General features: G+C 72.0%; 23 protein-coding genes. 5 read left to right on the plus strand and 18 right to left on the minus strand.

Features of this window, described 5'->3' with window-relative positions:
* The first annotated feature begins 196 nt into the window (after positions 1-196).
* On the plus strand, positions 197-646 hold the full coding sequence (locus CHR28_RS04285; protein ID WP_094052071.1) for a nitroreductase family deazaflavin-dependent oxidoreductase: 450 nt from the start codon (positions 197-199) through the stop codon (positions 644-646).
* Here the strand turns inward: CHR28_RS04285 and CHR28_RS04290 are convergent.
* Positions 630-1871, minus strand: coding sequence for a geranylgeranyl reductase family protein (locus CHR28_RS04290; protein ID WP_094052072.1), 1242 nt, complete (start codon positions 1869-1871; stop codon positions 630-632). The genes CHR28_RS04285 and CHR28_RS04290 overlap by 17 nt on opposite strands.
* Positions 1872-2005: 134 nt before the next feature.
* Here CHR28_RS04290 and CHR28_RS04295 point away from each other — a divergent pair, with 134 nt between their 5' ends.
* Positions 2006-3361, plus strand: coding sequence for a dipeptidase (locus CHR28_RS04295; RefSeq protein ID WP_094052073.1), 1356 nt, complete (start codon positions 2006-2008; stop codon positions 3359-3361).
* A gap of 122 nt (positions 3362-3483) precedes the next feature.
* On the opposite strand, the gene CHR28_RS04300 is transcribed toward CHR28_RS04295, so the two are convergent.
* From CHR28_RS04300 to CHR28_RS04355, 12 genes are all read right to left on the minus strand, one after another.
* Positions 3484-4593, minus strand: a complete 1110-nt coding sequence (locus tag CHR28_RS04300; protein WP_373453321.1) for an ABC transporter ATP-binding protein — start codon at positions 4591-4593, stop codon at positions 3484-3486.
* A gap of 68 nt (positions 4594-4661) precedes the next feature.
* On the minus strand, positions 4662-5759 hold the full coding sequence (locus tag CHR28_RS04305) for an ABC transporter ATP-binding protein (RefSeq protein WP_094052074.1): 1098 nt from the start codon (positions 5757-5759) through the stop codon (positions 4662-4664).
* Positions 5760-5786: 27 nt separating this feature from the next.
* A complete protein-coding gene (locus CHR28_RS04310) occupies positions 5787-6779 on the minus strand; it encodes an ABC transporter permease (protein ID WP_094052075.1) in 993 nt (330 codons plus the stop codon).
* 144 nt (positions 6780-6923) lie between these two features.
* On the minus strand, positions 6924-8618 hold the full coding sequence (locus CHR28_RS04315) for an ABC transporter substrate-binding protein (protein ID WP_094052076.1): 1695 nt from the start codon (positions 8616-8618) through the stop codon (positions 6924-6926).
* A 75-nt stretch (positions 8619-8693) separates the two neighbouring features.
* Positions 8694-9725: an ABC transporter permease gene (locus CHR28_RS04320; protein WP_094052077.1), complete on the minus strand. Its 1032-nt coding sequence runs from the start codon at positions 9723-9725 to the stop codon at positions 8694-8696.
* Between the two features lie 302 nt (positions 9726-10027).
* Positions 10028-11071, minus strand: a complete 1044-nt coding sequence (locus CHR28_RS04325) for an NUDIX hydrolase (protein WP_094052078.1) — start codon at positions 11069-11071, stop codon at positions 10028-10030.
* A gap of 144 nt (positions 11072-11215) precedes the next feature.
* A complete protein-coding gene (locus CHR28_RS04330; RefSeq protein ID WP_094052079.1) occupies positions 11216-11416 on the minus strand; it encodes a hypothetical protein in 201 nt (66 codons plus the stop codon).
* Between the two features lie 66 nt (positions 11417-11482).
* The gene (locus CHR28_RS04335; protein WP_094052080.1) at positions 11483-11719 is read right to left on the minus strand and encodes a hypothetical protein; all 237 of its coding nucleotides are present in this window, start codon (positions 11717-11719) and stop codon (positions 11483-11485) included.
* 513 nt (positions 11720-12232) lie between these two features.
* The gene (locus CHR28_RS04340; RefSeq protein ID WP_094052081.1) at positions 12233-14629 is read right to left on the minus strand and encodes an ATP-binding cassette domain-containing protein; all 2397 of its coding nucleotides are present in this window, start codon (positions 14627-14629) and stop codon (positions 12233-12235) included.
* A gap of 100 nt (positions 14630-14729) precedes the next feature.
* A complete protein-coding gene (locus CHR28_RS04345; protein WP_094052151.1) occupies positions 14730-15146 on the minus strand; it encodes a VOC family protein in 417 nt (138 codons plus the stop codon).
* A 10-nt stretch (positions 15147-15156) separates the two neighbouring features.
* Positions 15157-15603 carry a helix-turn-helix transcriptional regulator gene (locus CHR28_RS04350; RefSeq protein WP_094052082.1) on the minus strand — a complete coding sequence of 149 codons (447 nt, stop codon included), beginning with the start codon at positions 15601-15603 and terminating at the stop codon, positions 15157-15159.
* 255 nt (positions 15604-15858) lie between these two features.
* Positions 15859-16812 (minus strand): ROK family protein, encoded by a 954-nt coding sequence (locus CHR28_RS04355; protein ID WP_094052083.1) that lies wholly within the window; start codon positions 16810-16812, stop codon positions 15859-15861.
* A 195-nt stretch (positions 16813-17007) separates the two neighbouring features.
* Here CHR28_RS04355 and CHR28_RS04360 point away from each other — a divergent pair, with 195 nt between their 5' ends.
* Positions 17008-18072: a LacI family DNA-binding transcriptional regulator gene (locus CHR28_RS04360; RefSeq protein ID WP_094052084.1), complete on the plus strand. Its 1065-nt coding sequence runs from the start codon at positions 17008-17010 to the stop codon at positions 18070-18072.
* Between the two features lie 7 nt (positions 18073-18079).
* The gene (locus CHR28_RS04365) at positions 18080-18895 is read left to right on the plus strand and encodes a hypothetical protein (RefSeq protein ID WP_094052085.1); all 816 of its coding nucleotides are present in this window, start codon (positions 18080-18082) and stop codon (positions 18893-18895) included.
* Here CHR28_RS04365 and CHR28_RS04370 read toward each other — a convergent pair.
* The gene (locus tag CHR28_RS04370) at positions 18841-20682 is read right to left on the minus strand and encodes a serine/threonine-protein kinase (protein WP_094052086.1); all 1842 of its coding nucleotides are present in this window, start codon (positions 20680-20682) and stop codon (positions 18841-18843) included. The genes CHR28_RS04365 and CHR28_RS04370 overlap by 55 nt on opposite strands.
* 136 nt (positions 20683-20818) lie before the next feature.
* Complete coding sequence (locus CHR28_RS04375) at positions 20819-22120, minus strand: DUF6986 family protein (protein ID WP_094052087.1); 1302 nt, start codon at positions 22118-22120, stop codon at positions 20819-20821.
* A gap of 193 nt (positions 22121-22313) precedes the next feature.
* Between CHR28_RS04375 and CHR28_RS04380 the strand changes: the two genes are divergently transcribed.
* Positions 22314-23219 carry an endonuclease/exonuclease/phosphatase family protein gene (locus tag CHR28_RS04380; RefSeq protein WP_094052088.1) on the plus strand — a complete coding sequence of 302 codons (906 nt, stop codon included), beginning with the start codon at positions 22314-22316 and terminating at the stop codon, positions 23217-23219.
* A gap of 57 nt (positions 23220-23276) precedes the next feature.
* Here CHR28_RS04380 and CHR28_RS04385 read toward each other — a convergent pair whose 3' ends face one another.
* The 3 genes from CHR28_RS04385 to CHR28_RS04395 form a co-directional block, all read right to left on the minus strand.
* The gene (locus tag CHR28_RS04385) at positions 23277-24239 is read right to left on the minus strand and encodes an electron transfer flavoprotein subunit alpha/FixB family protein (RefSeq protein WP_094052089.1); all 963 of its coding nucleotides are present in this window, start codon (positions 24237-24239) and stop codon (positions 23277-23279) included.
* 52 nt (positions 24240-24291) lie between these two features.
* Positions 24292-25080 (minus strand): electron transfer flavoprotein subunit beta/FixA family protein, encoded by a 789-nt coding sequence (locus tag CHR28_RS04390; protein WP_031120553.1) that lies wholly within the window; start codon positions 25078-25080, stop codon positions 24292-24294.
* A gap of 219 nt (positions 25081-25299) precedes the next feature.
* The gene (locus CHR28_RS04395; RefSeq protein WP_094052090.1) at positions 25300-25791 is read right to left on the minus strand and encodes a flavin reductase family protein; all 492 of its coding nucleotides are present in this window, start codon (positions 25789-25791) and stop codon (positions 25300-25302) included.
* Positions 25792-25867 lie beyond the last annotated feature (76 nt).

Raw genomic sequence — 25867 nt, forward strand, 5'->3', positions numbered from 1 at the left:
CACACGTACGAGAGCAGTGCACGCACCCCAGATCGGCACTCGCAGACGAGAGCAGCGCTTGCAAATGAGAGCAGCGCTCGGAAGCGAGAGCACTGCTCTTGCTTTGCGGCGGCCGCCTCATGCAGACTGGCACCAACCGATCGAGAGCAGTGCTCCCAAAAGAGATCACCGCTCCCATCACACCCAGGGGGACCCGATGTCCGCACACGTGAAGAAGCCCGGCTGGTTCACGGTCAACGTCTTCAACCGCCTGGTCGCCTGGCTCACCCGCCGCGGCATCAGCGTCTGGGGCTCCCGGGTCCTCGCCGTCCGCGGCCGTAAGAGCGGCCAGTGGCGCACCACCCCGGTCAACGTGCTGACCCTGGACGGCCGGCGGTACCTCGTCGCGCCCCGCGGACACGTCCAGTGGACGCACAACATGCGCGCCGCGGGCGGCGGCGAACTGCACCTCGGCAAGAGCGTGGACCCGTTCACCGCGACCGAGGTGCCCGACGCCGACAAGGCGCCGATCCTGCGCGCCTACCTCAAGCGCTGGAAGGCCGAGGTCGGGGTGTTCTTCAACGGCGTCGGCCCCGACTCTCCGGAGACCGAGCTGCGCCGGATCGCCCCCGACCACCCGGTCTTCGAGATCACTCCGGCGCGCTGACCTCGCCGGCCGCCGCCGGACGGCGGTCCATCGCGGTCAGGGCCCGCTGCGCCAGCGGATGCGTGCGGATCAGCTCGCCCAGGGACGTCGACCCCTGGGTGATCTCCTTGAACGCCTTCCAGGCCGGGCGGAAACCCGTCAGGACGGCGTGGAACAGCCCGGGACGACGCTCGAACACCGTCAGCATCCGCTTGCCGACGCTCATCTCGACGCCGAGCCCGGCCTTGACCGCGAAGGCGTAGTTCAAGGCCTGCCGGCGCGTGTCCACGGCGTCGTGCGCCTCGGCGATGCGCACCGCCCACTCCCCCGCCAGGCGTCCGGAGCGCAGCGCGAAGGAGATGCCCTCGCGGGTCCACGGCTCCAGCAGCCCCGCCGCGTCACCGCACACCAGCACCCGTCCGCGGGAGAGCGGCGAATCCTCGGCCCGGCAGCGGGTCAAGTGTCCGGAGGAGATGCTCGGTTCGAAGCCGGCGAGGCCGAGCCGTCCGATGAACTCCTCCAAGTACCGCTTGGTCGCGGCTCCTTCGCCGCGCGCCGAGATCACCCCGACCGTCAGCGTGTCGCCCTTGGGGAAGACCCAGCCGTAACTGCCGGGCATCGGGCCCCAGTCGATCAGCACCCGTCCCTTCCAGTCCTCGGCGACCGTGTCCGGTACCGGGATCTCCGCCTCCAGGCCGAGATCCACCTGGTCGACCTTGACCCCGACGTGGGCCCCTATGCGGCTGGCGCTGCCGTCGGCCCCGACCACGGCCCGCGCCAGGACGACCTCGCCGCCCTGGAGGACGACCGCGACCGTGCGCCGGTCCGGCACGGCCGAGCCGTGCTGCTCGACCCGCTGGACCGTGACCCCCGTACGCAGCTCGGCGCCGGCCTTCTGCGCGTGCTCGACGAGCTGCTGGTCGAACTCGGGCCGGTTGATCAGCCCGAACAGCATCTGCCGGGACCGCCGTGTGCGCGTGAAGCGGCCGTTGTTCGAGAACGTCACCGCGTGCACCCGGTCCTTGAGCGGCAGCTCGAAGCCGGGCGGCAGCGCGTCGCGCGAGGGGCCGATGATGCCGCCGCCGCACGTCTTGTACCGCGGCAGCTCGGCCTTCTCCAGCAACAGCACGCGTCTCCCGGCGACCGCCGCCGCGTACGCGGCCGATGCGCCCGCGGGTCCCGCGCCCACCACGACGACGTCCCACACCTGCCGCACGTCGTCCGCCGAAGAGTTCTCGCTGCTCACGATGGTCTACTGCTCCCGATCAAGCCGCCCGCTGCTGCTGTCTCCCGCATCCTACGGCGGACCTGGTCACAGACCGCTGTGGGAGGATCTACAGCACTCATCGCTACAACGTCGCACCCACAAGGAGCGTGCCCATGTCGTCGCATCCGGTCGCCGGGACCGTCGCCTCGCTGATGCCCCGGGCGAAGGAGGAGCTCGCCGAACTGGTGGCCTTCCGGTCGGTGGCGGACTTCGACCAGTTCCCGCGCAGCGAGAGCGAGGGCGCCGCGCGCTGGATCGCGGACGCGCTCACCGCCGAGGGCTTCGAGGACGTGGCGCTGCTCGACACCCCGGACGGCACGCAGTCGGTCTACGGCTACCTGCCCGGCCCGGCCGGAGCGCGGACCGTGCTGCTCTACGCGCACTACGACGTGCAGCCGCCGCTGGACGAGGCCGGCTGGACGACCCCGCCGTTCGAACTGACCGAGCGGGACGGCCGCTGGTACGGGCGGGGGGCCGCCGACTGCAAGGGCGGTGTGATCATGCACCTGCTGGCGCTGCGCGCGCTGAAGGCGAACGGCGGCGTCCCGGTGCATGTGAAGGTGATCGCCGAGGGCTCGGAGGAGATGGGCACGGGCGGCCTGGAGCGGTACGCCGAGGAGCACCCGGAGCTGCTGGAGGCCGACACGATCGTCATCGGTGACGCGGGCAACTTCCGGGTCGGCCTGCCGACCGTCACCTCCACCCTGCGGGGCATGACGCTGGTGCGGGTGAGCGTGGACACCCTCGCGGGCAATCTGCACTCGGGGCAGTTCGGCGGGGCCGCGCCCGACGCGCTGGGCGCGCTGATCCGCGCGCTGGACTCACTGCGCGCCGAGGACGGCTCTACGACCGTCGACGGACTGACGTCGGACGCGTCGTGGGACGGGCTGCAGTACGACGAGGAGCAGTTCCGGCAGGACGCCAAGGTGCTGGACGGCGTGGAGCTGATCGGGTCGGGTACGGTCGCCGACCGCATCTGGGCGCGGCCGGCCGTGACGGTGCTCGGCATCGACTGCCCGCCCGTGGTCGGCGCCACCCCGTCGGTGCAGGCGAGCGCCCGCGCGCTGGTCAGCCTGCGGGTGCCGCCGGGCGTGGACGCTGCCGAGGCGACCAAGCTGCTCCAGGCTCACCTGGAGGCGCACACGCCGTGGGGCGCCCGGGTGAGCACCGAGCAGATCGGCCAGGGCCAGGCCTTCCGCGCCGACACCACCAGCCCGGCGTACCAGGCGATGGCCGACGCGATGGCGGTGGCGTACCCGGGTCAGGAGATGCAGTACGCCGGTCAGGGCGGCTCCATTCCGCTGTGCAACACCCTGGCGGCCCTCTACCCGCAGGCGGAGATCCTGCTCATCGGGCTGAGCGAGCCGGAGGCGCAGATCCACGCGGTGAACGAGAGCGTGTCGCCCGAGGAGCTGGAGCGGCTGTCGGTGGCCGAGGCGCTGTTCCTGCGCAACTACGCGGCGAGCTGACGGCTCCGCTCCCGGCGGAAGGCCCTCGTCCACGGACGGGGGCCTTCTCCACGTCGTCCCATGAACGCGGGCGCGGCCCCGGGACGGGCGGCCCCGGGACAGTTGGCCCCGGGACAGGTGGGCTAGCCGAGTGCCGGATCCAGGACGATGTCCTCGCCGCGCGCCGCGACCGTCGGCTCCTCGGGGAAGTGGCAGGCGGTGAGGTGCCCGGCGGGGCTGCCCGCCACGCGGGCGAGCGGCGGCTCCTCGGTGGCGCACCGGTCCTTGGCCTTCCAGCAGCGGGTACGGAAACGGCAGCCGGAGGGCGGGTCGATGGGCGAGGGCACGTCCCCGGCCAGCCGGATGCGCTCGCGCCGCTCGGTGGCGTCCGGGTCGGCCTCGGGGACGGCGGACAGCAGGGCGTGGGTGTAGGGGTGCCGGGGGCGGGTGTAGAGGGACTCCCGGCCGGCGATCTCGACGATCTTGCCGAGGTACATCACGGCGACGCGTTCGGAGAAGTGCCGTACGACGGCGAGGTCGTGGGCGATGAAGACGAAGGCGATGCCGAACTCCCGCTGCAGGTCCTGGAGCAGGTTGACGACCTGGGCCTGGATGGAGACGTCCAGCGCGGAGACGGGTTCGTCGGCGACGATCAGCTTGGGCCGCAGCGCCAGGGCCCGGGCGATGCCGATGCGCTGGCGCTGGCCGCCGGAGAATTCGTCGGGATAGCGGTTGTAGTGCTCGGGGCTGAGGCCGACCGTCTCCAGCAGTTCCTGGACGCGTTTCCTGTGCCCCTGGGGCGGGTTGATGCCGTTGAGCCGCATCGGCGTCTCGATGATGGTGCCGACGGTGTGCCGGGGGTTCAGCGAGGAGTAGGGGTCCTGGAAGATCATCTGGAGGTTGCGGCGGGCTTCCCGCATGCGTGCGGGCGGCCGGTGCGTGATGTCCTCGCCGTCGAACACGACGGAGCCGCCGGTGGGTTCGAGCAGGCGGGTGATGAGGCGGCCGGTGGTGGACTTGCCGCATCCGGACTCGCCGACCAGGCCGAGGGACTCGCCGGGACCGACGGAGAAGTCGATGCCGTCGACGGCGCGGACGGCCCCGATCCGACGCTGGAAGACGATGCCCTGCCGCAGGGCGAAGTGCTTCTGCAGGCCGCGCACTTGGAGGAGGCTCTCCCCGGCGGGGCGGTCGGTGGTGCGGTCGGTCGTGCGGTCGGTGGGGCGCCCGGTCGCGGGCTGGGTCGTGCTCACGGCTTGCTCACTTTCGTCCGGCGCCGTCACCGCTGCGTTCGGCGCCGTCACCGCTTCGTCCGGCGCCGTCACCGCGCGGTCCGTGCGGTCGCGGCGTGGTCGTCCGGGCCGGTGCCGCCGCGGATCTCCTGTTTGGCCTCGTCGGTGAGATGGCAGGCGGCGAGGTGCCGTGCGCTGCCGGAGAGGAGGCGCAGTTCGGGCCGCTCCCGGGTGCAGCGCCCGTCCGGGACCCAGCCCTTGTAGGCGCAGCGCGGGTGGAAGGCGCAGCCGCCGGGCAGGTGGATCAGGCTGGGCGGGCTGCCGGGGATCGGGTCGAGCCGTTCGCCGACGTCGCCGGTGAGGTGCGGCATCGACCGCAACAGGCCCCAGGTGTACGGGTGCTGGGGGTTCTTGAGGACGTCGCGGGTGCTGCCGTACTCGATGCGGCGGCCGCCGTACATCACCAGGATGTCGTCGGCGACGTCGGAGACGACACCGAGGTCGTGGGTGATGATGACGACGGCGGAGCCGAACTCCTCCTGCAGATCGCCGATGAGATCGAGGATCTGCGCCTGGACGGTGACGTCCAGGGCGGTGGTGGGTTCGTCGGCGATGAGCAGGGCGGGGTCGCAGACCAGGGACATGGCGATCATGGCGCGCTGGCGCATGCCCCCGGAGAACTGGTGGGGGTAGTCGCCGGCCCGGCGCTCGGGCTGCGGGATGCCGACCCGCTTCAGCATCTCCACCGCGCGGTCCCGGGCCTCCTTCTTGGAGACCTTGTGGTGCACCCGGTAGGCCTCGGCGATCTGGGAGCCGACGGTGAAGAAGGGGTGCAGCGCGGACAGCGGGTCCTGGAAGATCATGGAGACGGTGCGGCCGCGCAGTGCGCGCATCTCGGCCTCGGGCAGGGCGACGAGGTCCCTGCCCTCCAGCCGGATCTCGCCGCTGACCTGGGCGCGGGTGCCCTTGTGCAGTCCGAGCAGGGCCAGCGACGTCACCGACTTGCCGGAGCCGGACTCGCCGACGATGCCGAGGGTGCGGCCCTTCTCCAGGGTGAAGGAGACACCGTCGACGGACCTGACGAGGCCGTCCTCGGTCGGGAAGTGCACCCGCAGGTCGCGTACGTCGAGGAAGGGCGCCGGCGCGGGCGCGAGGCCGGCGGGATGCGGTGGGGTCTGAACGGACACGGGTGTTCCTAAGGACGAGGGAAGGGCTCAGGCGAGGCGCACACGCGGGTCGACGAGGCCGTACACCAGGTCGACGACGACGTTGGCGAGGACGACGAACGTCGCGGCGAAGAGCGTGGTGCCGAGGATGACGGGCAGGTCGGAGTTCTGTACGGAGTCGACCGCGAGCTTGCCGATGCCGTTGATGCCGAACACCGACTCGGTGATGACGGCGGAGCCGCCGATCAGGGAGCCGACGTCCATGCCGAAGATGGTGATGACGGGCGTGATGGCGGCGCGCAGGCCGTGTTTGAGGACCACGGTGGTGGCGGGCAGGCCCTTGGCGCGGGCGGTGCGCAGGTAGTCCTCGGCGAGGACCTCCAGCATGGAGGAGCGGGTGAGCCGGGTGTACATGGCGAGGTAGACGATGACCAGGGTGGTCCACGGCAGGATCAGCCCCTGGAACCAGCCGGCCGGGTCCTCGGTGATCGGGGTGTAGCCGGAGGCCGGCAGTATCTGGAATTTGTCGACGAAGAGGTACAGCAGGAGCAGGCCGATGAAGTAGATCTGCACCGACACGCCGAACAGGGCCAGTCCGACCGCCGCCTTGTCCGCCGCCCTGCCCCGGCGCACCGCCGCGACGGTGCCGAGGCCGACGCCGAGGACCAGGAAGGCCACGGCGGCGCCGAGACCGAGGGAGAGGTCGGCGGGGAAGTCGGACAGCAGGGTGGTCAGGACGGGGGTGTCGGTCTGGAAGGAGACGCCGAGGCAGGGTGCCCCGCAGTGGATGCGGACGCTCTGGTCGCCGAAGTCGCGGCCGGCGAGCAGCCCCTTGAGGAACTCCCAGTACTGCGTCGAGTAGCTCTGGTCCAGGCCCAGCGAGTGCTTGATCTCCGCGAGGCGGGACGGGGAGCAGGTCTTGCCGCAGGCCAGGAGTGCGGGGTCGGACGGCAGCGCGAAGAAGATGAAGAAGGTGATCGTGGTGATCACCAGCATGATCAGGGCCACTGCCAGGAGGCGTCTGACGAGGTAACGAAACATGGGGTGCCGGGACCTGACGTGAGGGGCAGGCCCGCCGGCGGCCGGGGCCGCCGGCGGGGGGCCAAGGGGGGCCAAGGGGGGCCAAGAGGGGCCAAGAGGGGCCCATGAGGGGAGCGAAGGAGGGAGGCGAAGGAGGGGCGTCCGTCAGTGCTTGACGTAGACGTGGACCAGACTCGGCTCGGCAAGGATCGTGTCGGGGATGATGCCGCCGACCCCGGAGCCGGACATGTCGCTGAAGTTCATGTACATCAGCGGGACCACCGCGGCGTCCTTGAGGATCTGCTGGTCCATCCGCCCGTAGGCGGCGTTGCGCTGCTCGACGTCGGTCATCCTGGCGGCCTGGTCGATCAGCGCGTCGACCTTGGGGTCGTTCAGGTAGGACAGGTCCTGGTTGGCCTGGGGGTTGTGCTTGATGAGCCGCCCGTCGAAGAGGGTGGGCAGCACCGTGGAGGCGTTCGGCCAGTCGGCGATCCAGTCGCCCCAGGTCAGGTCGTACTGGTTCTTGGTGTTGTCGACGGTGCTGAAGTAGTTGGCCGCGTCGATCGGGGAGATGTTGACGTGGATGCCGATGCGCTCCAGCGAGGTCTTCACGGCGTCGGCGAAGTGCTCCTGGGTGGGGGTGTTCTCCACGGCGATGGACAGGGTCGGCCGGGGGTTTCCGGCCTGCTTAATCAGGGCCCTGGCCCGGGCGAGGTTGCCGGCCGGGTTGGCGCTGTACAGGTTGAACCTGCGGTAGCCGCCGATGCCGGGGCTCAGCATCGTCGTGGCGTAGTCGCCGTAGGCCGAGCCGCCGAAGGCGCCGCGGACCGTGGTCTTGTCGATGGCGTACTCGATCGCCTGGCGGACCTTCAGGTCCTTCACGCGGGTGGTGTTGATGGCGAGGTAGTTGATGCCGGGCGCGGGGATCTTGTAGTAACGGCTTTTCAGGGCCGGGTCGTTGGCGAGCTGAGCCAGGTCGGAGCCCGCGATCGGCCACTGCTGGACCGACGTCCGGGCGGTGCCGACGTCGGCCTTGATCTGCTGGTCGATGGCCGACTCGTCCTGGCCGAACCTCACGTCCATCTCGTCGACGTTCTGCTGCCGGATCGGGTCGGTCGACTGCGACCAGTGGGTGTTGCGGGTGAGGACGAGTTCCTTGTTCTTGGCGTACGACTTGATCATGTACGGCCCGTCGGACCAGACCTTGGTGTCGTACGTGGACCCGGTGTCGTGGGCCTTGGGCACGGCGGACCAGCCCGGCATTGCGGTCGTCTCGTTGAAGTCGGCCACCGGCTGGTTCAGGTGGAAGACGATCGTGTACTTGTCCGGCGTCGCGATGGAGCCGAGCTCCTTGCCCTGGTACGGGCCCTTGTAGCCGGCGCCGCCGACGAGCCACTGGGCGGCGTAGGGCGGGCCGCCGTTGATGTCGGAGGAGAAGAACCGCTCGACGCCGTACTTGACGTCGGGTGCGGTGACCTCGGTGCCGTCCTGGTACTTGACGCCGTGCCGGAGGTGGAAGGTCCAGACGGTGGCGCCCCGGGAGGGTGTTCCGGTGTCGGTGGCGAGGTCGCCGACCAGCTTCGGGGCGGAGCCCGTCTCGTCCCAGCCGGTGAGGGTGCGGACGATCTCCTCGTCCATGCTGGAACCCTCGGTCGTGTAGACGCGCTGGGGGTCGAGGTGGTCGAAGTCCGCCTTGTCCAGGACGGTCAGGGTGCCGCCCTTGCCGGGGGCGCCGGTGCCGCCACTGCCACCGGTGCCGGAGGAGCCTCCGCATGCGGTGGCTCCCAGGGCGATCAGCACGGCGGAGGCCGTGAGAGCGGCCGTACGCGATCTGCGCGGGGTGCGCGGGGTGCGCGTCATTGAGGAAACTCCGTTCTCGGTACAGGCCGGCGACTGTGGGTGGGACCGCCGGGCCGAAACGCAGGGGGTGGCTTGTCAGCCGCGCCGGGCGCGGGGATCCAGGGCGTCCCGGACGCCGTCCCCGAGGAGGTTGAGCGCCAGGACCAGCAGCAGGAGCAGGACGCCGGGCACGAAGAGGTACATCGGGTCCTGGAGGAAGAACTGGGAGGCGTCCGACAGCAGGGATCCCCAGTCGGGGTGAGGCGGGATGACGCCGACGCCCAGGTACGACAGGGCCGCCTCGGTGGTGATGTTCTGCGGGACGGCGAGCGCGAAGGAGATCAGGATCGGCGCCCACAGGTTGGGCAGCAGCTGCCGGAACAGGATGTGCCGCCGCCCCGCGCTCATCAGCCGGGCCGCGTCGACGAACTCCCGCTCGCGCAGGGACAGTACCTGTCCGCGCACCAGACGGGCGGTGTACGCCCAGGCGAAGACGGCGATGTTGAGGACCAGCACGAGCAGGCGGAGGTTCTCGTCGGTACCGCCGTGGCTGTCGGTCTGCAGGGCGTTCTGGATCACCGGGGTGAGGGCGATGATGAACAGCAGCTGCGGGAACGCCAGCATGACGTCCATGACCCGCGACAGCAGCGAGTCGACCCAGCCGCCGAAGTAGCCAGCCGCGAGACCGGCCACGACTCCCACGGCGGTGGACAGCACGGCGGAGGCGAGTCCCACGTACAGCGAGGTGCGCAGGCCGTAGACGACCCGGGCGAACAGGTCGTAGCCCGTGCCCGGTTCGACGCCGAGCAGGTGCCGGGCGCTGATGCCGCCCAGGGAGCCGTAGGGGAAGTTGCCCGTGTCCGGGTTGATGGCCCTGTTGTCGGGGGTGATCGGTCCCCAGCCGGACACCGCGGTGAGGACCGGCGCGAGCAGGGCGACGGCGATGAACAGGAGCGTGGCCGCCAGGGCGGTCAGCGTGGCCTTGTCCCGCCTGATGCGCTGCCAGGCCATCCGGGCCGGTGAGCGGCCGGCGACGAGCGGGCCGCCGGCTCTGGGGTCTGGCGTCGACGGCGCGGTCGGCAGCGCGGTGGTGCCACCGCTGTCGACCGGCTGGTGTTGCGTGGTCATCGTACGGACATCCCGGATCTGCCCCTGGGGCAAGGAAATTGGGGTGGCGGTGGAAACTTCCGCCGTGAGACTCTGCGGACTTTCGCAATGCGGCGCGAGTCCGGTCAAGCCGCGCAGGGGCCGGAAAAGGGATTGTTTGCGGTCCTGGAGGAGTGTTGGCGTGAGCGGGGACGGTGATTACCCGTCGCGTGAGGAAGTACGGGGAATTCCTTGGGAATTGCTTAGGAGTGGCTCCTGCGGCGTTTTCTCTTGCTTTTCCCTCGGAATCCCCCGGGCCGGGTAAAGGGCGCGGGACACGAGGGTCAGCCGACCGGGACTCCGGCCTCCAGGTAGAAAGCCGCTCCGCGTTCGCGTGCCCGCAGGGCCCAGCGCAGCCGCTCGTAGCGCACGGGCGGCAGCAGGTCGGCGGCCTCCTCCTCGGTGACGAACCGCCAGCCGCGCAGCTCCGGGCCGGGCAGCAGCAGCTCTCCGGCCTCGGCGGAGTCGAGCCGGCCGCCGTCGAAGAGCAGGCGCAGTCCGCCGAAGGCGGGGGGCACGGGGCGTTCCCAGTCGACGACGAGCAGGGCGGGCACCTCGTCGAGGCGGATGCCGGTCTCCTCGGCGACCTCGCGCATCCCGGCGCGGGCGGGTGCCTCACCGGGCTCGACCACGCCGCCGGGGAATTCCCAGCCGGCCTTGTAGGTGGGGTCGACGAGGAGCACGCGGTCCTGTTCGTCGAAGAGGAGCACACCGGCGGCGAGTGTCTCGGCGGTGGGCTCGGGCGTCTGGACGATGTCGCAGACGGGCACGGAGCCGTTGTTCAGGGCCTCGGCGATGCAGGCGGCGGCCTGGTACGGCGTGAGGTGGCTGGTGTCTACGGGGTGGGCGTCGGCGGTGAGCCAGGAGGCGAGGGCGGCGCGGTAGGGCTCGATGTGGTCGAAGGACCACCGGCGTATTCGCATCTCGCCGTCGGGCAGGTCGGGCGGCACCTCACGGCCCGCTATGCGCTCCCGCAGGATCGTTTCGGCCGGAGCCAGCAGGATGTGGCTGACGGCGATCCTGCGCGCGGCCAGTCCGCCGAAGATCTCGTCGCGGTACTCCTGGCGCAGCAGGGTCATGGGGACCACGAGGGTCCCGCCGAGCTCGGCGAGCATCGCGGCGGCGGTGTCGATCACGAGCCGGCGCCAGATCGGCAGGTCCTGGAAGTCGCCGACCTCGGCGAGGTGTTTCGGCGGCAGCAGGTGCCGGAGCGCTCCGCCGATGACCTCGGGGTCGAAGAGCGTGCTGTTCGGGATCAGTTCGATCAGTTCCTGTGCGGTGGTGGTCTTCCCCGCACCGAACGCGCCGTTGATCCAGACGACGGTCACAGGTCCCCCTCTTCTGTTGGCCCCCTGAGGCTTGCCCGCTCCACCCTGCCACGGAAACCAGCCCCAGTTGAGGGCGCATGACGACGGCGCCGGCGCCCCCGGGTGCGGGAGCGCCGGCGCCGTGGGCCCTGGCCGGGCCGTTCGTCAGCCCTTCTCGTTCTTCTCGCTGCCGTCCTCCCGGTCCAGGGACAGGCTGTCCTTGGCGACGGTCTCGTCGAGCGTCTTGAGGGTGTCGTCCACGCTGAGGGTGCCCAGGTTCTCCGTGAGGGCGTGGGACGGGGTGACCGCCGCGACGACGAAGCCGGTGGCGAGGGAGGCGATGGCGAGCATGCTGCGCTTCTTCATGCCGGGCACAACGGCCGGACCCGCTCCGGGGTCACGCGGGCGCGTACGACCGGGCGAACGACGCGTTCACGCGAGGTCGCCCGTAGAGTCGTCGCCCCAGCTGTCCGGGCCGCCGCCGCGCCACTCGATCAGCCCCGAGGCCGCCACGTACGCCTCGTCGGCGTCCTCGATCCCCGCGCGCCGCAGGAACTCGGCGACGTCCAGCAGCCCGTAGGCGATGCCGAGGAACTGGTCGTCCACACGGACCCGCCGGCCGCCGTCCGCGGCGGGCGGGTAGACCACGACGGGTTTCACGGACGCCATGCCACCAGCCTGAACGTGAGCGACCCGAGCCGCCCCCCGAAGACGTCCGTTCGGCCGACCCGACGCTCCCGGCCTTCGACCGACCCGACGCCCCGGGCCACCCGCGCCACGACGGCCGCCCAGGGCCGGGGGCCAGGTGGCTGGGTGGCCGGGTGGCGGGATGGCCCAGGGCCGGGCGGTCGAGGGTCGGGCGGCCGGGCGGCCCGGGGCTTGGCGGCCGGGTGGCCGGGTGGCCCGATGCTTGGCGGCCGGGTGGCCCAGAGCCGGGCGGCCGGATGGCCGGGAGCCGGATGGCCGGGCCGGGAGCCGGACGGCCGGGAGCCCGGCAGTCGGGGTCCGGGCGGCCGGACCGGGGCTTCGAACGGCCCGGCGGGACACCCCCGCGGGATGCCCGCGGCGTATCCCCCCGGGGTGCCCCCTGCAGGATGCTCCCCGGCGGATGCCCCCCGCGGGATGCTCCCGGCGGGACGCCCCCGGCCCCGCCCCCCTGAAGCAGCCGCCGTAGTCGCCCCGTCAGGCGCCCACGTAAGTCGCCAGGTGCTGTCCCGTCAGCGTTGAGCGGGTCGCGACCAGGTCGGTCGGGGTGCCCTCGAAGACGACTCGGCCGCCGTCGTGGCCGGCTCCGGGGCCGAGGTCGATGATCCAGTCGGCGTGCGCCATGACCGCCTGGTGGTGCTCGATCACGATCACGGACTTGCCGGAGTCGACGAGCCGGTCGAGCAGACCGAGCAGCTGCTCCACGTCCGCGAGGTGCAGGCCGGTCGTCGGCTCGTCGAGGACGTAGACGCCGCCCTTGTCGGCCATGTGCGTGGCCAGCTTCAGCCGCTGCCGCTCGCCGCCGGACAGCGTGGTGAGCGGCTGGCCGAGGGTGAGGTAGCCGAGGCCGACGTCGGCGAGCCGCTCCAGGATCCGGTGCGCGGCCGGCGTACGGGCCTCGCCGGCGCCGAAGAACTCCTCGGCCTCGGTCACCGACATCGCGAGCACCTCGCTGATGTCGCGGCCGCCGAGGTGGTACTCCAGCACGGAGGCCTGGAACCGCTTGCCCTCGCAGTCCTCGCAGGGCGTGTCGACGCCGGCCATCATGCCCAGGTCCACGTAGATGACCCCGGCGCCGTTGCAGGTGGGGCAGGCGCCCTCGGAGTTGGCACTGAACAGGGCCGGCTTCACGCCGTTGACCTTGGCGAAGGCCTTGCGGATCGGGTCGAGGAGCCCGGTGTACGTAGCCGGGTTGCTGCGCCGCGAGCCCTTGATGGGGCTCTGGTCCACGGAGATCACGCCCGCGTCGGACGGGATCGAGCCGTGCAGGAGCGAGCTCTTGCCCGAGCCGGCCACGCCGGTGACCACGGTGAGCACCCCGAGGGGGATGTCGACGTCGACGTCGCGCAGGTTGTTGGCCGAGGCGCCCCGGATCTCCAGCACGCCGGTCGCCTCGCGGACCGTCTCCTTGAGCCTCGCCCGGTCGTCGAGGTGCCGGCCGGTGACGGTGTCGGCGGCCCGCAGCCCCTCGACCGTGCCCTCGAAGCAGACGGTGCCGCCGGCCGTCCCGGCGCCGGGGCCCAGGTCGACGACGTGGTCGGCGATCGCGATCGCCTCCGGCTTGTGCTCCACGACCAGGACGGTGTTGCCCTTGTCCCGCAGCCGCAGCAGCAGGTCGTTCATCCGCTGGATGTCGTGCGGGTGCAGGCCGATGGTGGGCTCGTCGAAGACGTAGGTGACGTCCGTGAGGGAGGAGCCGAGGTGGCGGATCATCTTCACGCGCTGCGCCTCGCCACCGGAGAGCGTGCCCGCCGGCCGGTCCAGGGAGAGGTAGCCCAGGCCGATCTCCACGAACGAGTCTAGGGTGCCCTGCAGCGCGGTGAGCAGGGGCGCCACCGACGGCTCGTCCAGGCTCCGCACCCATTCGGCGAGGTCCCTGATCTCCATGGCGCAGGCATCGGCGATGCTGACCTTGCCGATCCTGGACGTGCGCGCCGCCTCGGCCAGCCGGGTGCCGTCGCACTCGGGGCAGGTGGTGAAGGTGACCGCCCGCTCCACGAACGCCCGGATGTGCGGCTGCATCGCCTCCTTGTCCTTGGACAGGAACGACTTCTGGATCTTGGGGATCAGGCCCTCGTACGTGAGGTTGACGCCGTTGACCTTGACCTTGGTCGGTTCGCCGTACAGGAAGTCCTGCATCTCCTTCTTGGTGAACCGGCGGATCGGCTTGTTCGGGTCGAGGAAGCCGGACTGGGCGTAGAGGCCGACGGTCCAGACGTTGTCGGACTTCCAGCCGGGGATGGTGAAGGCGCCCTCGGCGATCGACTTGGAGTCGTCGTAGAGCTGGGTGAGGTCGATGTCGGAGACCTTGCCTCGGCCCTCGCAGCGGGTGCACATGCCGCCGGTGCGGGAGAAGGTCGCCTTGACCGTCTTGGTCTTCTCGGCGCCGCGGTCGACCCGGATGCCGCCGGACGCGCTGACGGAGGCGGTGTTGAAGGAGTACGCGCTGGGCGGGCCGATGTGCGGCTCGGCGAGCCGGCTGAAGAGGATGCGCAGCATGGCGTTGGCGTCGGTGGCGGTGCCGACCGTGGAGCGGGGATCACGGCCCATGCGCTGCTGGTCGACGGCGATCGCGGTGGTCAGGCCGTCCAGCACGTCGACCTCGGGCCGGGCCCGGTTGGGCATGAAGCCCTGGAGGAAGGCGCTGTAGGTCTCGTTGATCAGCCGCTGCGACTCCGCCGCGATCGTGTCGAACACCAGGGAGCTCTTGCCCGAGCCGGAGACACCGGTGAAGACCGTCAGCCGGCGCTTGGGGATCTCGATGCTGACGTCCTTGAGGTTGTTCTCGCGCGCGCCGTGCACGCGGATCACGTCATGGCTGTCGGCGAGGTGCGGCCCGGGCGACCGTCTGTCCGTCGTCGTGGCCTTGCTCATGCTGGCTCCATCTGTCGGGCGGGGCTGCCGCGCTCGGAGGTTCTCGTCCCCGCGCCGGACCCTCTCGGGTGCGGCGCGGGGGATGTGGGCACTAGTGGGTCTACTGGCCCTTGAGCTGCTGGATGCGGACCATGTTGCCCGCGGGGTCGCGGAAGGCGCAGTCGCGGACGCCGTAGGGCTGGTCCACCGGCTCCTGCACCACTTCGGCGTCGCCCGCCTGCAGCCGGTCGAAGACGGCGTCGACGTCGGTGGTCGCCAGGACGATGCTGGCGTAGGTGCCCTTGGCCATCATCTCGGTGATGGTGCGGCGCTCGTCGTCGGTGACGCCCGGGTCGGCGGCCGGCGGGTGCAGCACGATGTTGGTGCCGGGCTGGCCGGCGGGGCCGACCGTGATCCAGCGCATGCCCTCGTAGCCGACGTCGTTGCGGGCTTCGAAGCCGAGGGTGTCGCGGTAGAACGCCAGGGCGGCGTCCGGGTCGTCGTGCGGCAGGAAGCTGGCGTGAATGGTGAGGTCCATGGCCCTCACGCTAGTTTCGGCCGGCGGCGGGCGCTTCTCGATTCCTGACCGGTCTGGTGACCTGCTTGGCGACGCACGACGGGATCCCGGCCGTCGCGCGCGCCGCCTCCCGCCGGTAGGCGCTGGGGGGCATGCCGACGAGCTCGGTGAAGCGGGTGCTGAAGGTGCCCAGCGACGAGCATCCGACCTCGAAGCACACCTCGGTGACGCTGAGGTCGCCGCGGCGCAGCAGCGCCATCGCGCGTTCGATGCGGCGCGTCATCAGGTAGCTGTACGGCGACTCGCCGTACGCCTGACGGAACGCGCGGCTGAGATGTCCGGCCGACATGTGCACCCCCCGTGCCAGCGCCTCCACGTCCAGCGGCTGTGCGTACTCCCGGTCGATCCGGTCCTTGACCCGGCGCAGCCGGGCGAGATCGCTCAGCCGCTGCGCCGAGGCGGGTCTGCTGCTGCTCACACGCGCGATCGTGTCACATCAGACGGACATGCGGTCGATTTCCGGGACAGAGCCCACCCTCGCCGGACGCCACCCGCTCCGGAGAGACCACCCCCGCCGGACCCCACCCGCTCCAGAGAGACCACCCCCGCCGGACCCCACCCGCTCCGGACAGAACCCACCCCCGCTCGACCCGACCGCTCCGGACGGGCCGACCTTCACCGGACCGGGCCCACCCCGCCGCTGCCTGAACGTTCCTGCTCGGTCTGCCCGGTCTCAGACCCCCGCGGCCGCCGCGTCCGTCCGCCGGGTCAGGGCCGCCGCCGCGGCCCCCACCAGCCCCGCGTCCGTGCCCATCTGGGCCGGTGCCACCGTGAGGTGCTGGACGAAGGACAGGGTCGCGTAGGTGCGCAGGGCCGTGCGCAGGGGCGTGAAGAGGATGTCGCCCGCCTTGCCCACTCCCCCGCCGATGACGACGATGTCGATCTCCACGAGGGTCGCGGTGGCGGCGATCCCGGCGGCCAGGGCCTGGGCGGCCCGCTCGAAGGAGGCCACGGCGACCGGGTCGCCGGACCGGGCCGCCGCGGCCACCGCGGCGGCACTGGTGTCGCCGTCCGGGCCGGGCCGCCAGCCGTTCTCCAGCGCGCGCCGGGCGATGTTGGGGCCGCTGGCGATGCGCTCCACGCAGCCGTGCGAGCCGCAGGGGCACAGGTCGCCGTCGAGGTCGACGCTGATGTGGCCGATGTGCCCGGCGTTGCCGGTGGGGCCGGGGTGCAACCGTCCGCCGAGCACCAGGCCGCCGCCGACCCCGGTGGAGACCACCATGCACAGGGCGTTGTCGTGGCCCCGGGCGGCGCCCTGCCAGTGTTCGGCCGCCGTGATCGCCACTCCGTCGCCGATGAGCTCCACGGGCAGGTTCCCGGCCGCGGCCCGGACCCGGGCGACGAGCGGGTAGTCGCGCCAGCCGGGCACGTTGACCGGGCTGACCGTCCCGGCCGAGGCGTCCACGGGTCCGGCGCTGCCGATGCCGACGGCCGTGACGCGCTGCCACAGCGGCGAGGCGGTGAGCTCGCCGAGCACCTGCTCCACCGCCCGCATCACGGTGTCGCCGTCCTCCCGGGCGGGCGTCGGCCGCTGGGCGCGGGCCAGGATCCGGCCCCGGCCGTCCACCAGGGCGCCGGCGATCTTGGTGCCGCCGATGTCGAGCGCGGCCACGAGGTCGGTGTGCATCAGTGTCGGATCTCCCCGTCAACCATGTGAAAAACGCCGTGAAAAGCCATCGCGCAGGACAAACCGCGGACCGGTCCCGCGAAGGTGCGCCGGTCCGGAGTTCGCGGTGGACAGTCTCCCCCGAGCCTGACAACGTTGTCCAGGCTCTATGCTCGACGCCACATCCTCATACAAACCCAGGACCGACGCATCCCCGTGGACGACAGGACAGGACACCGCACCGTGCCCCAGCCCCACCTCCGATCCGCCACGCGCTACGGCAACCGTCCGACGATGAAGGACGTCGCGGCCCGCGCCGGGGTCGGCCTCAAGACGGTCTCCCGGGTCGTGAACGGCGAGCCGGGGGTCACGCCGGAGACGGAGCGGCGGGTCCAGGAGGCGATCGACGCGCTGGGTTTCCGCCGCAACGACAGCGCGCGGGTGCTGCGCAAGGGCCGCACGGCGAGCATCGGCCTGGTCCTGGAGGACCTCGCGGACCCGTTCTACGGGCCGCTGAGCCGGTCGGTCGAGGAGGTGGCCCGCGCGCACGGCGCCCTGCTGATCAACGGCTCCAGCGCGGAGGACCCGGAGCGCGAGCAGGAACTGGTGCTGGCCCTGTGCGCACGGCGGGTGGACGGTCTGGTGGTGATCCCGGCCGGGGACGACCACCGGTATCTGGAGCCGGAGCTCAAGGCGGGCGTCGCCACGGTGTTCGTGGACCGGCCGGCCGGGCACATCGACGCCGACGTGGTGCTGTCGGACAACTTCGGCGGCGCCCGCGACGGCGTGGCCCACCTCATCGCGCACGGGCACCGCCGGATCGGCTTCATCGGCGACATGCCCCGCATCCACACCGCCGCCGAGCGGCTGCGCGGCTACCGGGCCGCGATGGAGGACGCGGGCATACCGGTGGCGGACTCCTGGATGTCCCTCGGTGTCACCGACCCCGAGCGGGTGCGCAGGGCCGCCGAGGAGATGCTGTCGGGCCCGGACCCGGTCACCGCGATCTTCACGGGCAACAACCGGGTGACCGTCACCGTGATCCGGGTGCTCGCCGAGCAGACGCGGCGCGTCGCCCTCGTCGGTTTCGACGACATCGAGCTGGCCGACCTGCTGCAGCCGGGCGTCACCGTCGTCGCCCAGGACGCGGCGGACCTCGGCCGCACCGCGGCGGAACGTCTCTTCCGGCAGTTGGACGGCGGTCCTGCCACTCCCGAGCGCATCGAGCTGCCGACCCGGCTGATCACCCGCGGCTCGGGCGAGATCCCCCCGGCGGACTGAGCGGCCCATGACCCACTCCGTGGAACGGACGCTGCGAGCCCTCGGCCTCGCCGAGGCGCCGCGCGAGCACCCCCTGCTGTATCCGGGCGCGTGGCCCGCCGACTCGGGGATCCTCGACGGGGACCGCTTCCTGCCGCCCGAGCGGCTGGTGTACCCCGACCGCACGCCCGTCCTCGCCATCGGCTCCAACGGCTCGCCGGGCCAGTTGCGGCACAAGATGCGCGAGTTCGGGATCAGCGCGCCCCTGCCGATGGTGAAGGCCCGGGTGACCGGTGTCGACGCCGGTGTCTCCGCGCATGTGAGCCGCATGGGGTACGTGTCGGCCTCTCCGGTCGGCGCCCCGGACACCGTGCGCGCGCTGTTCGTGCTCTGGCTGGACGCCGAGCAGCTCGCGGTGATCGACGCGAGCGAGGGCGTGCCGGTGCCGGGCGGCAACTTCGACCGGGCCTGGCTGCCCGCGCCGGACGTACGGATCGACCTCGCGGACGGCACGCGGCTGCCCGGCGCGTACGCCTACGTCAACCGGCACGGCGTCCTGCACGACGGCACGGGCGCGCCGCGCACCCACCCGGGCCAGCGCGCGCTGCTCACCGAGCTGCTCGTCGCGCTGCCGCGTCTGCGGGAGCTGTTCGGTGTCGTGCCCGAGGAGTTCTGCGCCCGGGCCCGGGCCGACCGGCGGCTGTGCGAGCGGGGCACGCGGCTGTTCGTCGAGGAGAAGCTGGTGACGGCCTCCGGTCTCGAGCGGTACGCGGCGGCCTCGGCACGCCGTCAGCAGAGCGGGAGCCCCGGGACGGGCCCGTCGTTGTCACCGCCCTTGACGTAGACGACGCTGACCCAGACGTCCCTGTTGCCGCTGTCGTCGTCGGTCTTCGCCCACCACACGTTGGTCCACTGGCCGGACGTCTCGCGACGGCCCAGGTTCTGCTGGCAGTAGAAGTAGTTGGTGCCCGCGTTGAGGATGCCCACCTTGGTGAAGGAGGCCGTGTAGGAGTCGGCGGTCTTCCACACCTGGCAGTTGTACTTGCCGCCGCCGATGGCGTGGCAGGCCGGGGCCGGGGTGCTCGTGCCGCCGCCGGTCGTACCGCCGCTCGTCGTACCGCCGTCGGTGCCGCCGCCCGAGGTGCCCGTGGACGTGCCGCCGTCGGTGCCGCCGGTCGTGCCGCCCGCGGAGGACTTGGCGGGGGCCGAGGTGGAGGGCCGGCCGGAGGGCTCGGGCTCCTTCTCGTCCCCGGGCTTCGCGGACGGGTTCTCGTCCTTGCCGTCGTCCTTCCCGTCCCCTGGCCGCGTGGGCCTCGGGGCGTTCGAGCCGTCGTCGGTGCGCCCGGGTGCGGAGGCCACCGCGCCGGCATCGGTCCGTGCGTCCGGTGCCGAGCCGTCGTCGTTGCCGAGCAGGGCGACCGTGGTGCCCGCGGCGGCGAGGACGACGGTGACGGCCGCGGCGGCGAGGAGGGCACGGGTCTTCTTGGGGCGGGAGGCGGGCTGTGGGGTCATCGGCCCCGTCGGGACTCCGGCGGCCGGTCCGCCGCCCTGCCCCGTCGCGCCCGCGCCGGCGGCCGCTCCGAGGGCCGCGGCCGGGCCGAATCCGGGTGCGCCGCCGCCCCGGGGTTCGTGCCGTCCGGCGGCGTCCTGCGAGGGCACGGGCCGCTCCGGCGGTCCGAAGCCCGGCGGCACCGACGGCACGCTGCGCTCCGTCTCCGCCCGCGGGGCCGGACCCGTAGGGCCGCGCAGGGTCGACGTGGGCGTGTCCGTGCCGCCCGACTCCGCCACCGCCAGCAGCAGTTCGCGGGCCTGGCCCGCTTCGGGGCGGGCCTCGGGGCGCTTGTCCATCAGACGTTGCAGGACCGGGCCGAGCGGACCGGCGCGGCGGGGTTCGGGCAGCGGCTCGGTGACGATAGCGGTGAGCGTGGAGAACGTGGAGGTGCGGCGGAAGGGCGAGGAGCCCTCGACGGCCGCGTACAGCGTGGCGCCCAGGGCCCAGATGTCGGAGGCGGGGCCCGGGTCGGCACCCTGGGCCCGCTCGGGGGCCAGGTAGTCGAGGGAGCCGACGAGTTCGCCGCTGCGGGTGAGGTGTGTGGCCGAGCCGTCGCCCGGGTCGTCCATGGTGGCGATGCCGAAGTCCGTGAGGACGACCCGGCCGGAGCGGTCGAGCAGGATGTTGCCGGGCTTCACGTCCCGGTGCAGGACGCCCACGCGGTGCGCGGCGGCCAGCGCCTCCATGACCTCGGCGCCGATCCGGGCGGCCTCGTGCGGGTCGAGCGTGCCGCGGTCGCGCAGGACGTCGTCCAGGGACGGCCCGTCGACCAGCTCCATGACGATGAGGGGACGGCCGTCGACCTCGGCGATGTCGTGCACGGCGATGACGCCGGGGTGGCGGACCCGGGCCGCCGCGCGCGCCTCGCGCTGCATCCGCAGGTGCAGCCCGGCCAGTTCGGGTCCGGCCACGTCGGTGTAGGTGCGCAGTTCCTTGACGGCGACCTCGCGGCCGAGGACCTCGTCGACGGCCTTCCAGACGACGCCCATGCCGCCGCGCCCCAGCCGGGCGGTGACGCGGTACCGGCCCGCCAGCAGCCGGCCGGTCCCGTCCGCCTGCCCGTACTCCCCCGTTGACACCGCTGCCCCGTTCCCCGTGACCCCACCGGATCCACCGACACGTCCGTACGTGGCAGACAGACTACGGGGCGGCGGTGACGGCGACAGCCCCTGGTGAGGGCTGTGACAAGGCCGGTACCCGCCGCCTCGCGGGGTCTCAGGCGGACGCCGTCAGGTCCCCGCGCCGGGGCGCCGCGAAGCTCTCCAGGTCGGCCCGGGTCAGGCCGGTGAGCCGGGCGACCTCGCCGATGTCGAGGGCTCCGCAGTCCAGGCCGCGCAGCAGGTAGCCGGCGAGGGCCTTGGCGGTGGCGGGTTCGTCCATGACGTCGCCGGCGGTGCGGTTGGCGTAACGGGACAGGCGGGCGGCGGCCTGCTCGAAGCCCTCGCGGTAGAAGGCGAAGACGGCCGCGTAGCGGGTGGGGATGTGGCCGGGGTGCATGTCCCAGCCCTGGTAGTAGGCGCGGGCCAGGGCGCGGCGGGTCAGGCCGTAGTGCAGGCGCCAGGCGGCGTGGACCTTCTCGGTGGGGCCGACGGGCAGGACGTTGGTGGAGCCGTCGGAGACGCGTACGCCCGTGCCGGCCGCGGCGACCTGCATGACGGCCTTGGCGTGGTCGGCCGCGGGGTGGTCACTGGCCTGGTGGGCGGCGGAGACGCCGAGGCAGGCGCTGTAGTCGAAGGTGCCGTAGTGCAGGCCGGTGGCGCGGCCCTCGGCGGCCTGGATCATACGGGCGACGGTGGCGGTGCCGTCGGCTGCGAGGATGGACTGGCTGGTCTCGATCTGGATCTCGAAGCCGATCCGGCCGGGCTCCAGGCCGTGGGCCTTCTCGAAGGCGTCCAGCAGCCGTGCCATGGCGGTGACCTGCTCGGCGTAGGTCACCTTGGGCAGGGTGAGGACCAGCCCCGCGGGCAGGCCGCCGGCCTCCATCAGGCCGGTGAGGAAGATGTCGAGGGTGCGGATGCCCCGGGCGCGGACGGGCGCTTCCATGCACTTCATGCGGATGCCCGTGTAGGGGGCGGCGGTGCCCTCCGCGCAGGCCTCGGCGATGATCCGGGCGGCGCGGGCGGCGGCCTCGTCCTCCTCGGCGTCGGGGCGGTTGCCGTAGCCGTCCTCGAAGTCGACGCGCAGGTCCTCGATCGGTTCGCGCTCCAGCTTGGCCCGCACGCGCGCGTGGACGGGCCCGGCGAGCTCCTCGGGGAGGCCGAGGACGGCGGCGAATGAGCCGGCGTCCGGGGCGTGTTCGTCCAGGGCGGCGAGGGCCCGGTCGCCCCAGGAGCGGATGGTGTCGGCGGCGAAGACGTCGCCGGGCACGTAGACGGTGTGGACGGGCTGGCGGGTGCCGGGGTCTCCGGGGTAGCGGCGCTCCAGTTCGGCGTCGACCGGGGCGAGGGAGGCGCTGATCTCCTCGCTGACGGCGCCCGCGAGGCTCGTCGCCACCTTCTCCTGCTGGCCGTGACCCATTCCGAGACCCTCCTGTTTTCCGCTGTACGGAATCAACAATCCGTAGAGCGAAGTTATCCGTCGACCTTCGACCTGGTCAACACCGTCGTGCCGTGGATTGCCCATCCTTGCGCCAGGGTCCCTGCAGACTCCGCCTCCTCTTCCGTATTCACCAGGCAGGCTTCATCCTGCCGTGCAGAGGGAGGGAGATCATGTGCCGAACGAGGTCGCAGTGACGCGCCGCCACGGACTCAAGGCGGCCGCGGCCGCCGCCGTCGCGGGGCCGCTGCTCACCACCGCGGGCCCCGGCCGGCCCGCCACCGCCGCCGAGCACGCGGGCGCCCTGGACGTCATGACGTTCAACGTGCGCTTCGGGACCGTCGTCGACGACACACCGCGCTGGTCCGTGCGCCGGCCGGTGATGCGGGAACTGCTGCGCCGCGAGCGACCGCACCTCATCGGCACCCAGGAAGGGCTCTACCGGCAGGTGCGCGCGATCCAGGCGGATCTGGGCGAGCACTACGACTGGATCGGTGTCGGACGCGCGGGCGGCAGCAAGGACGAGTTCATGGCGGTCTTCTACGACACGCGCAGACTCGCCCCGATCGAGTTCGATCACTTCTGGCTGTCCGACACCCCGTACGTGATCGCCTCGAACACCTGGGGCGCGGACTGGCTGCGCATGGTGACCTGGGTGCGTTTCGCCGATCTCGCCCAGGGGGGCCGGGAGTTCTACGTTCTCAACACCCACTTGGACAGTGTCAGCCAGTACGCCAGGGAACGCTCGGCGGAGCTCATCGGCGCGACGATCAGGGGGTGGGACAGGTCGTTGCCGGTGATCGTCACCGGCGACTTCAACGCGGCCGCCCACGACAACCGGGTGTACGACCTCATGCTGGACATCGGGCTGGTGGACGCCTGGGACGCGGCGGCCTCGCGGGGTCCGGCCTACGGGACGCACCACGCTTACCGGCAGCCCCGGCCCGGCGGGCGGCGCATCGACTGGATCCTCACCACCCCCGGGATGACCACGCACTGGGCCCGGATGAACACCTTCAGCCTGGACGGGACGTACCCTAGCGACCATCTGCCGGTGCAGGCCTCGATGACCCTGGGATGACGCGAGGCCCCCGCGGCCGTTCGCACGGTCACGGGGGCCTTCTGCGGCCGGGTTCGATCAGCCCTTGCGGGTCTTGATCTCCTCGGTCAGGGCGGGGACGACGTCGAAGAGGTCGCCGACCACGCCGTAGTCGACGAGGTCGAAGATCGGGGCCTCGGCGTCCTTGTTGATCGCCACGATCGTCTTCGAGGTCTGCATGCCGGCGCGGTGCTGGATCGCGCCGGAGATGCCGGAGGCGATGTACAGCTGCGGCGAGACGGACTTGCCGGTCTGGCCGACCTGGTTGGTGTGCGGGTACCAGCCGGCGTCCACCGCGGCGCGCGAGGCACCGACAGCGGCGCCGAGCGAGTCGGCGAGCGCCTCGATGATCGCGAAGTTCTCCGCGCCGTTGACGCCACGGCCGCCGGAGACCACGATCGCGGCCTCGGTCAGCTCCGGGCGGCCCGTGGACTCACGCGGCGTGCGGCCGGTGACCTTGGTGCCGGTGGCCTGGGCGGAGAAGGACACGTTCAGCGCCTCGACGCTGCCCGCGGCCGGGGCGGCCTCCACGGCGGCGCTGTTGGGCTTGACCGTGATGACCGGGGTGCCCTTGGAGACACGGGACTTGGTGGTGAAGGACGCGGCGAACACCGACTGGGTGGCCACCGGGCCCTCGTCGCCGGCCTCCAGGTCGACGGCGTCGGTGATGATGCCGGAGCCCAGGCGCAGCGCCAGACGGGCGGCGATCTCCTTGCCCTCGGCGGAGGAGGGGACCAGCACGGCGGCCGGGGAGACGGCCTCGTGTGCGGCCTGGAGGGCGTCGACCTTCGGCACGACCAGGTAGTCGGCGTACTCGGCGGCCTCGTGCGTGAGGACCTTGACCGCGCCGTGCTCGGCGAGCGTGGCGGCGGTGTCGCCGGCGCCGTTGCCCAGCGCGACGGCGACCGGCTCGCCGATGCGGCGGGCCAGGGTCAGCAGCTCCAGGGTGGGCTTGCGGACGGCACCGTCCACGTGGTCGACGTAGACGAGAACTTCAGCCATGGGACTTCTTCTCTCCTGCTTGCGAAAGATGAGGGACGGTCGGCGGTCGGGCTCAGATGAACTTCTGGCCCGCGAGGAACTCAGCGAGCTGCTTGCCGCCCTCGCCCTCGTCCTTGACGATCGTGCCCGCGGTGCGGGCCGGGCGCTCGGCCGCGCCGTCGACGACCGTGTAGGCGCCCTCCAGGCCGACCTCCTCCGCCTCGATGTCGAGGTCGGACAGGTCCCAGGACTCCACCGGCTTCTTCTTGGCCGCCATGATGCCCTTGAAGGACGGGTAGCGCGCCTCGCCCGACTGGTCGGTCACGGAGACGACCGCCGGCAGGGAGGCCTCAAGGTTCTCGGAGGCGGCGTCGCCGTCGCGGCGGCCCTTGACCGTGCCGTCCTCGACCGAGACCTCGGAGAGCAGGGTGACCTGCGGGACGCCCAGGCGCTCGGCGAGCAGCGCGGGGACGACGCCCATGGTGCCGTCGGTGGAGGCCATGCCGGAGATGACCAGGTCGTAGCCGGCCTTCTCGATCGCCTTGGCCAGGATCAGGGAGGTGCCGATGGCGTCGGTGCCGTGGATGTCGTCGTCCTCGACGTGGATGGCCTTGTCGGCGCCCATGGACAGCGCCTTGCGCAGGGCGTCCTTGGCGTCCTCGGGGCCCACCGTCAGGACGGTGATCTCCACGTCGTCGTCGGAGTTCTCGGAGATCTGCAGCGCCTGCTCGACCGCGTACTCGTCGAGCTCGGAGAGCAGACCGTCCACGTCGTCCCGGTCGACGGTCAGGTCATCGGCGAAGTGCCGGTCGCCAGTGGCGTCGGGCACGTACTTCACAGTGACAACGATCCTCAAGCTCACGCCGGCTCTCCTACTGCATCGTCATTTCTCGGCTGCCTCTTGCAGGCAGCATAGGCGCCTCAAGCGGCCGATCCCGGTCGGGGCGACCCACGCTCCGAGCGAAATATTACTCGCCAGTACACAGAGTTCGTTCCCGCTAAGCAAGCGCTTTGAACTGTGACCTTCGCAACGCAGCGTAACCGGAACTCGACGGTCCCGCAGCCCGGGGGGACAGCGGGCTCAGTCGCCCAGGCGCTGGAAACGCCCCTGGTGGTAGAGGAGGGGACGGCCGGTGCCCGTGGGGTCGCCGTGCACGACCTCGGCGATGACGATGCGGTGGTCCCCGGCCGGCACGCGGGCGACGACCCGGCCGACCAGCCAGGCGAGCACGCCGTCCAGCACGGGGACGCCCTCGGGACCCTCCCGCCAGGCGGTGGGCGCGCCGAAGCGGTCGGCTCCGCTGCGGGCGAAGGTGGCGGCCAGCTCCTGCTGGTGCTCGCCCAGGACGTGGACGCCGACGTGGTCGGCCTCGGCTATCGCGGGCCAGCTGGAGGCACCCGTGCCGATTCCGAAGGAGAGCAGCGGCGGCTCGGCGGAGACGGAGGTGAGGGACGTGGCGGTGAAGCCCACCGGACCGGCGTCGCCACGGGCGGTGACGACCGCGACGCCCGCCGCGTGCCGCCGGAAGACCGAGCGCAGGAGGTCGGTCGTGGTGAGGAGGTCCGCAGGCATGCGGTCAGGCTGACGATAACGGGTCGTCGCAGTCAAGTTCGTTCCGTGATGTGGGAGATGACTCACTGACGGGGTC

Source organism: Streptomyces sp. XY006 (assembly GCF_002237655.1).
Classification (GTDB): domain Bacteria; phylum Actinomycetota; class Actinomycetes; order Streptomycetales; family Streptomycetaceae; genus Streptomyces; species Streptomyces levis.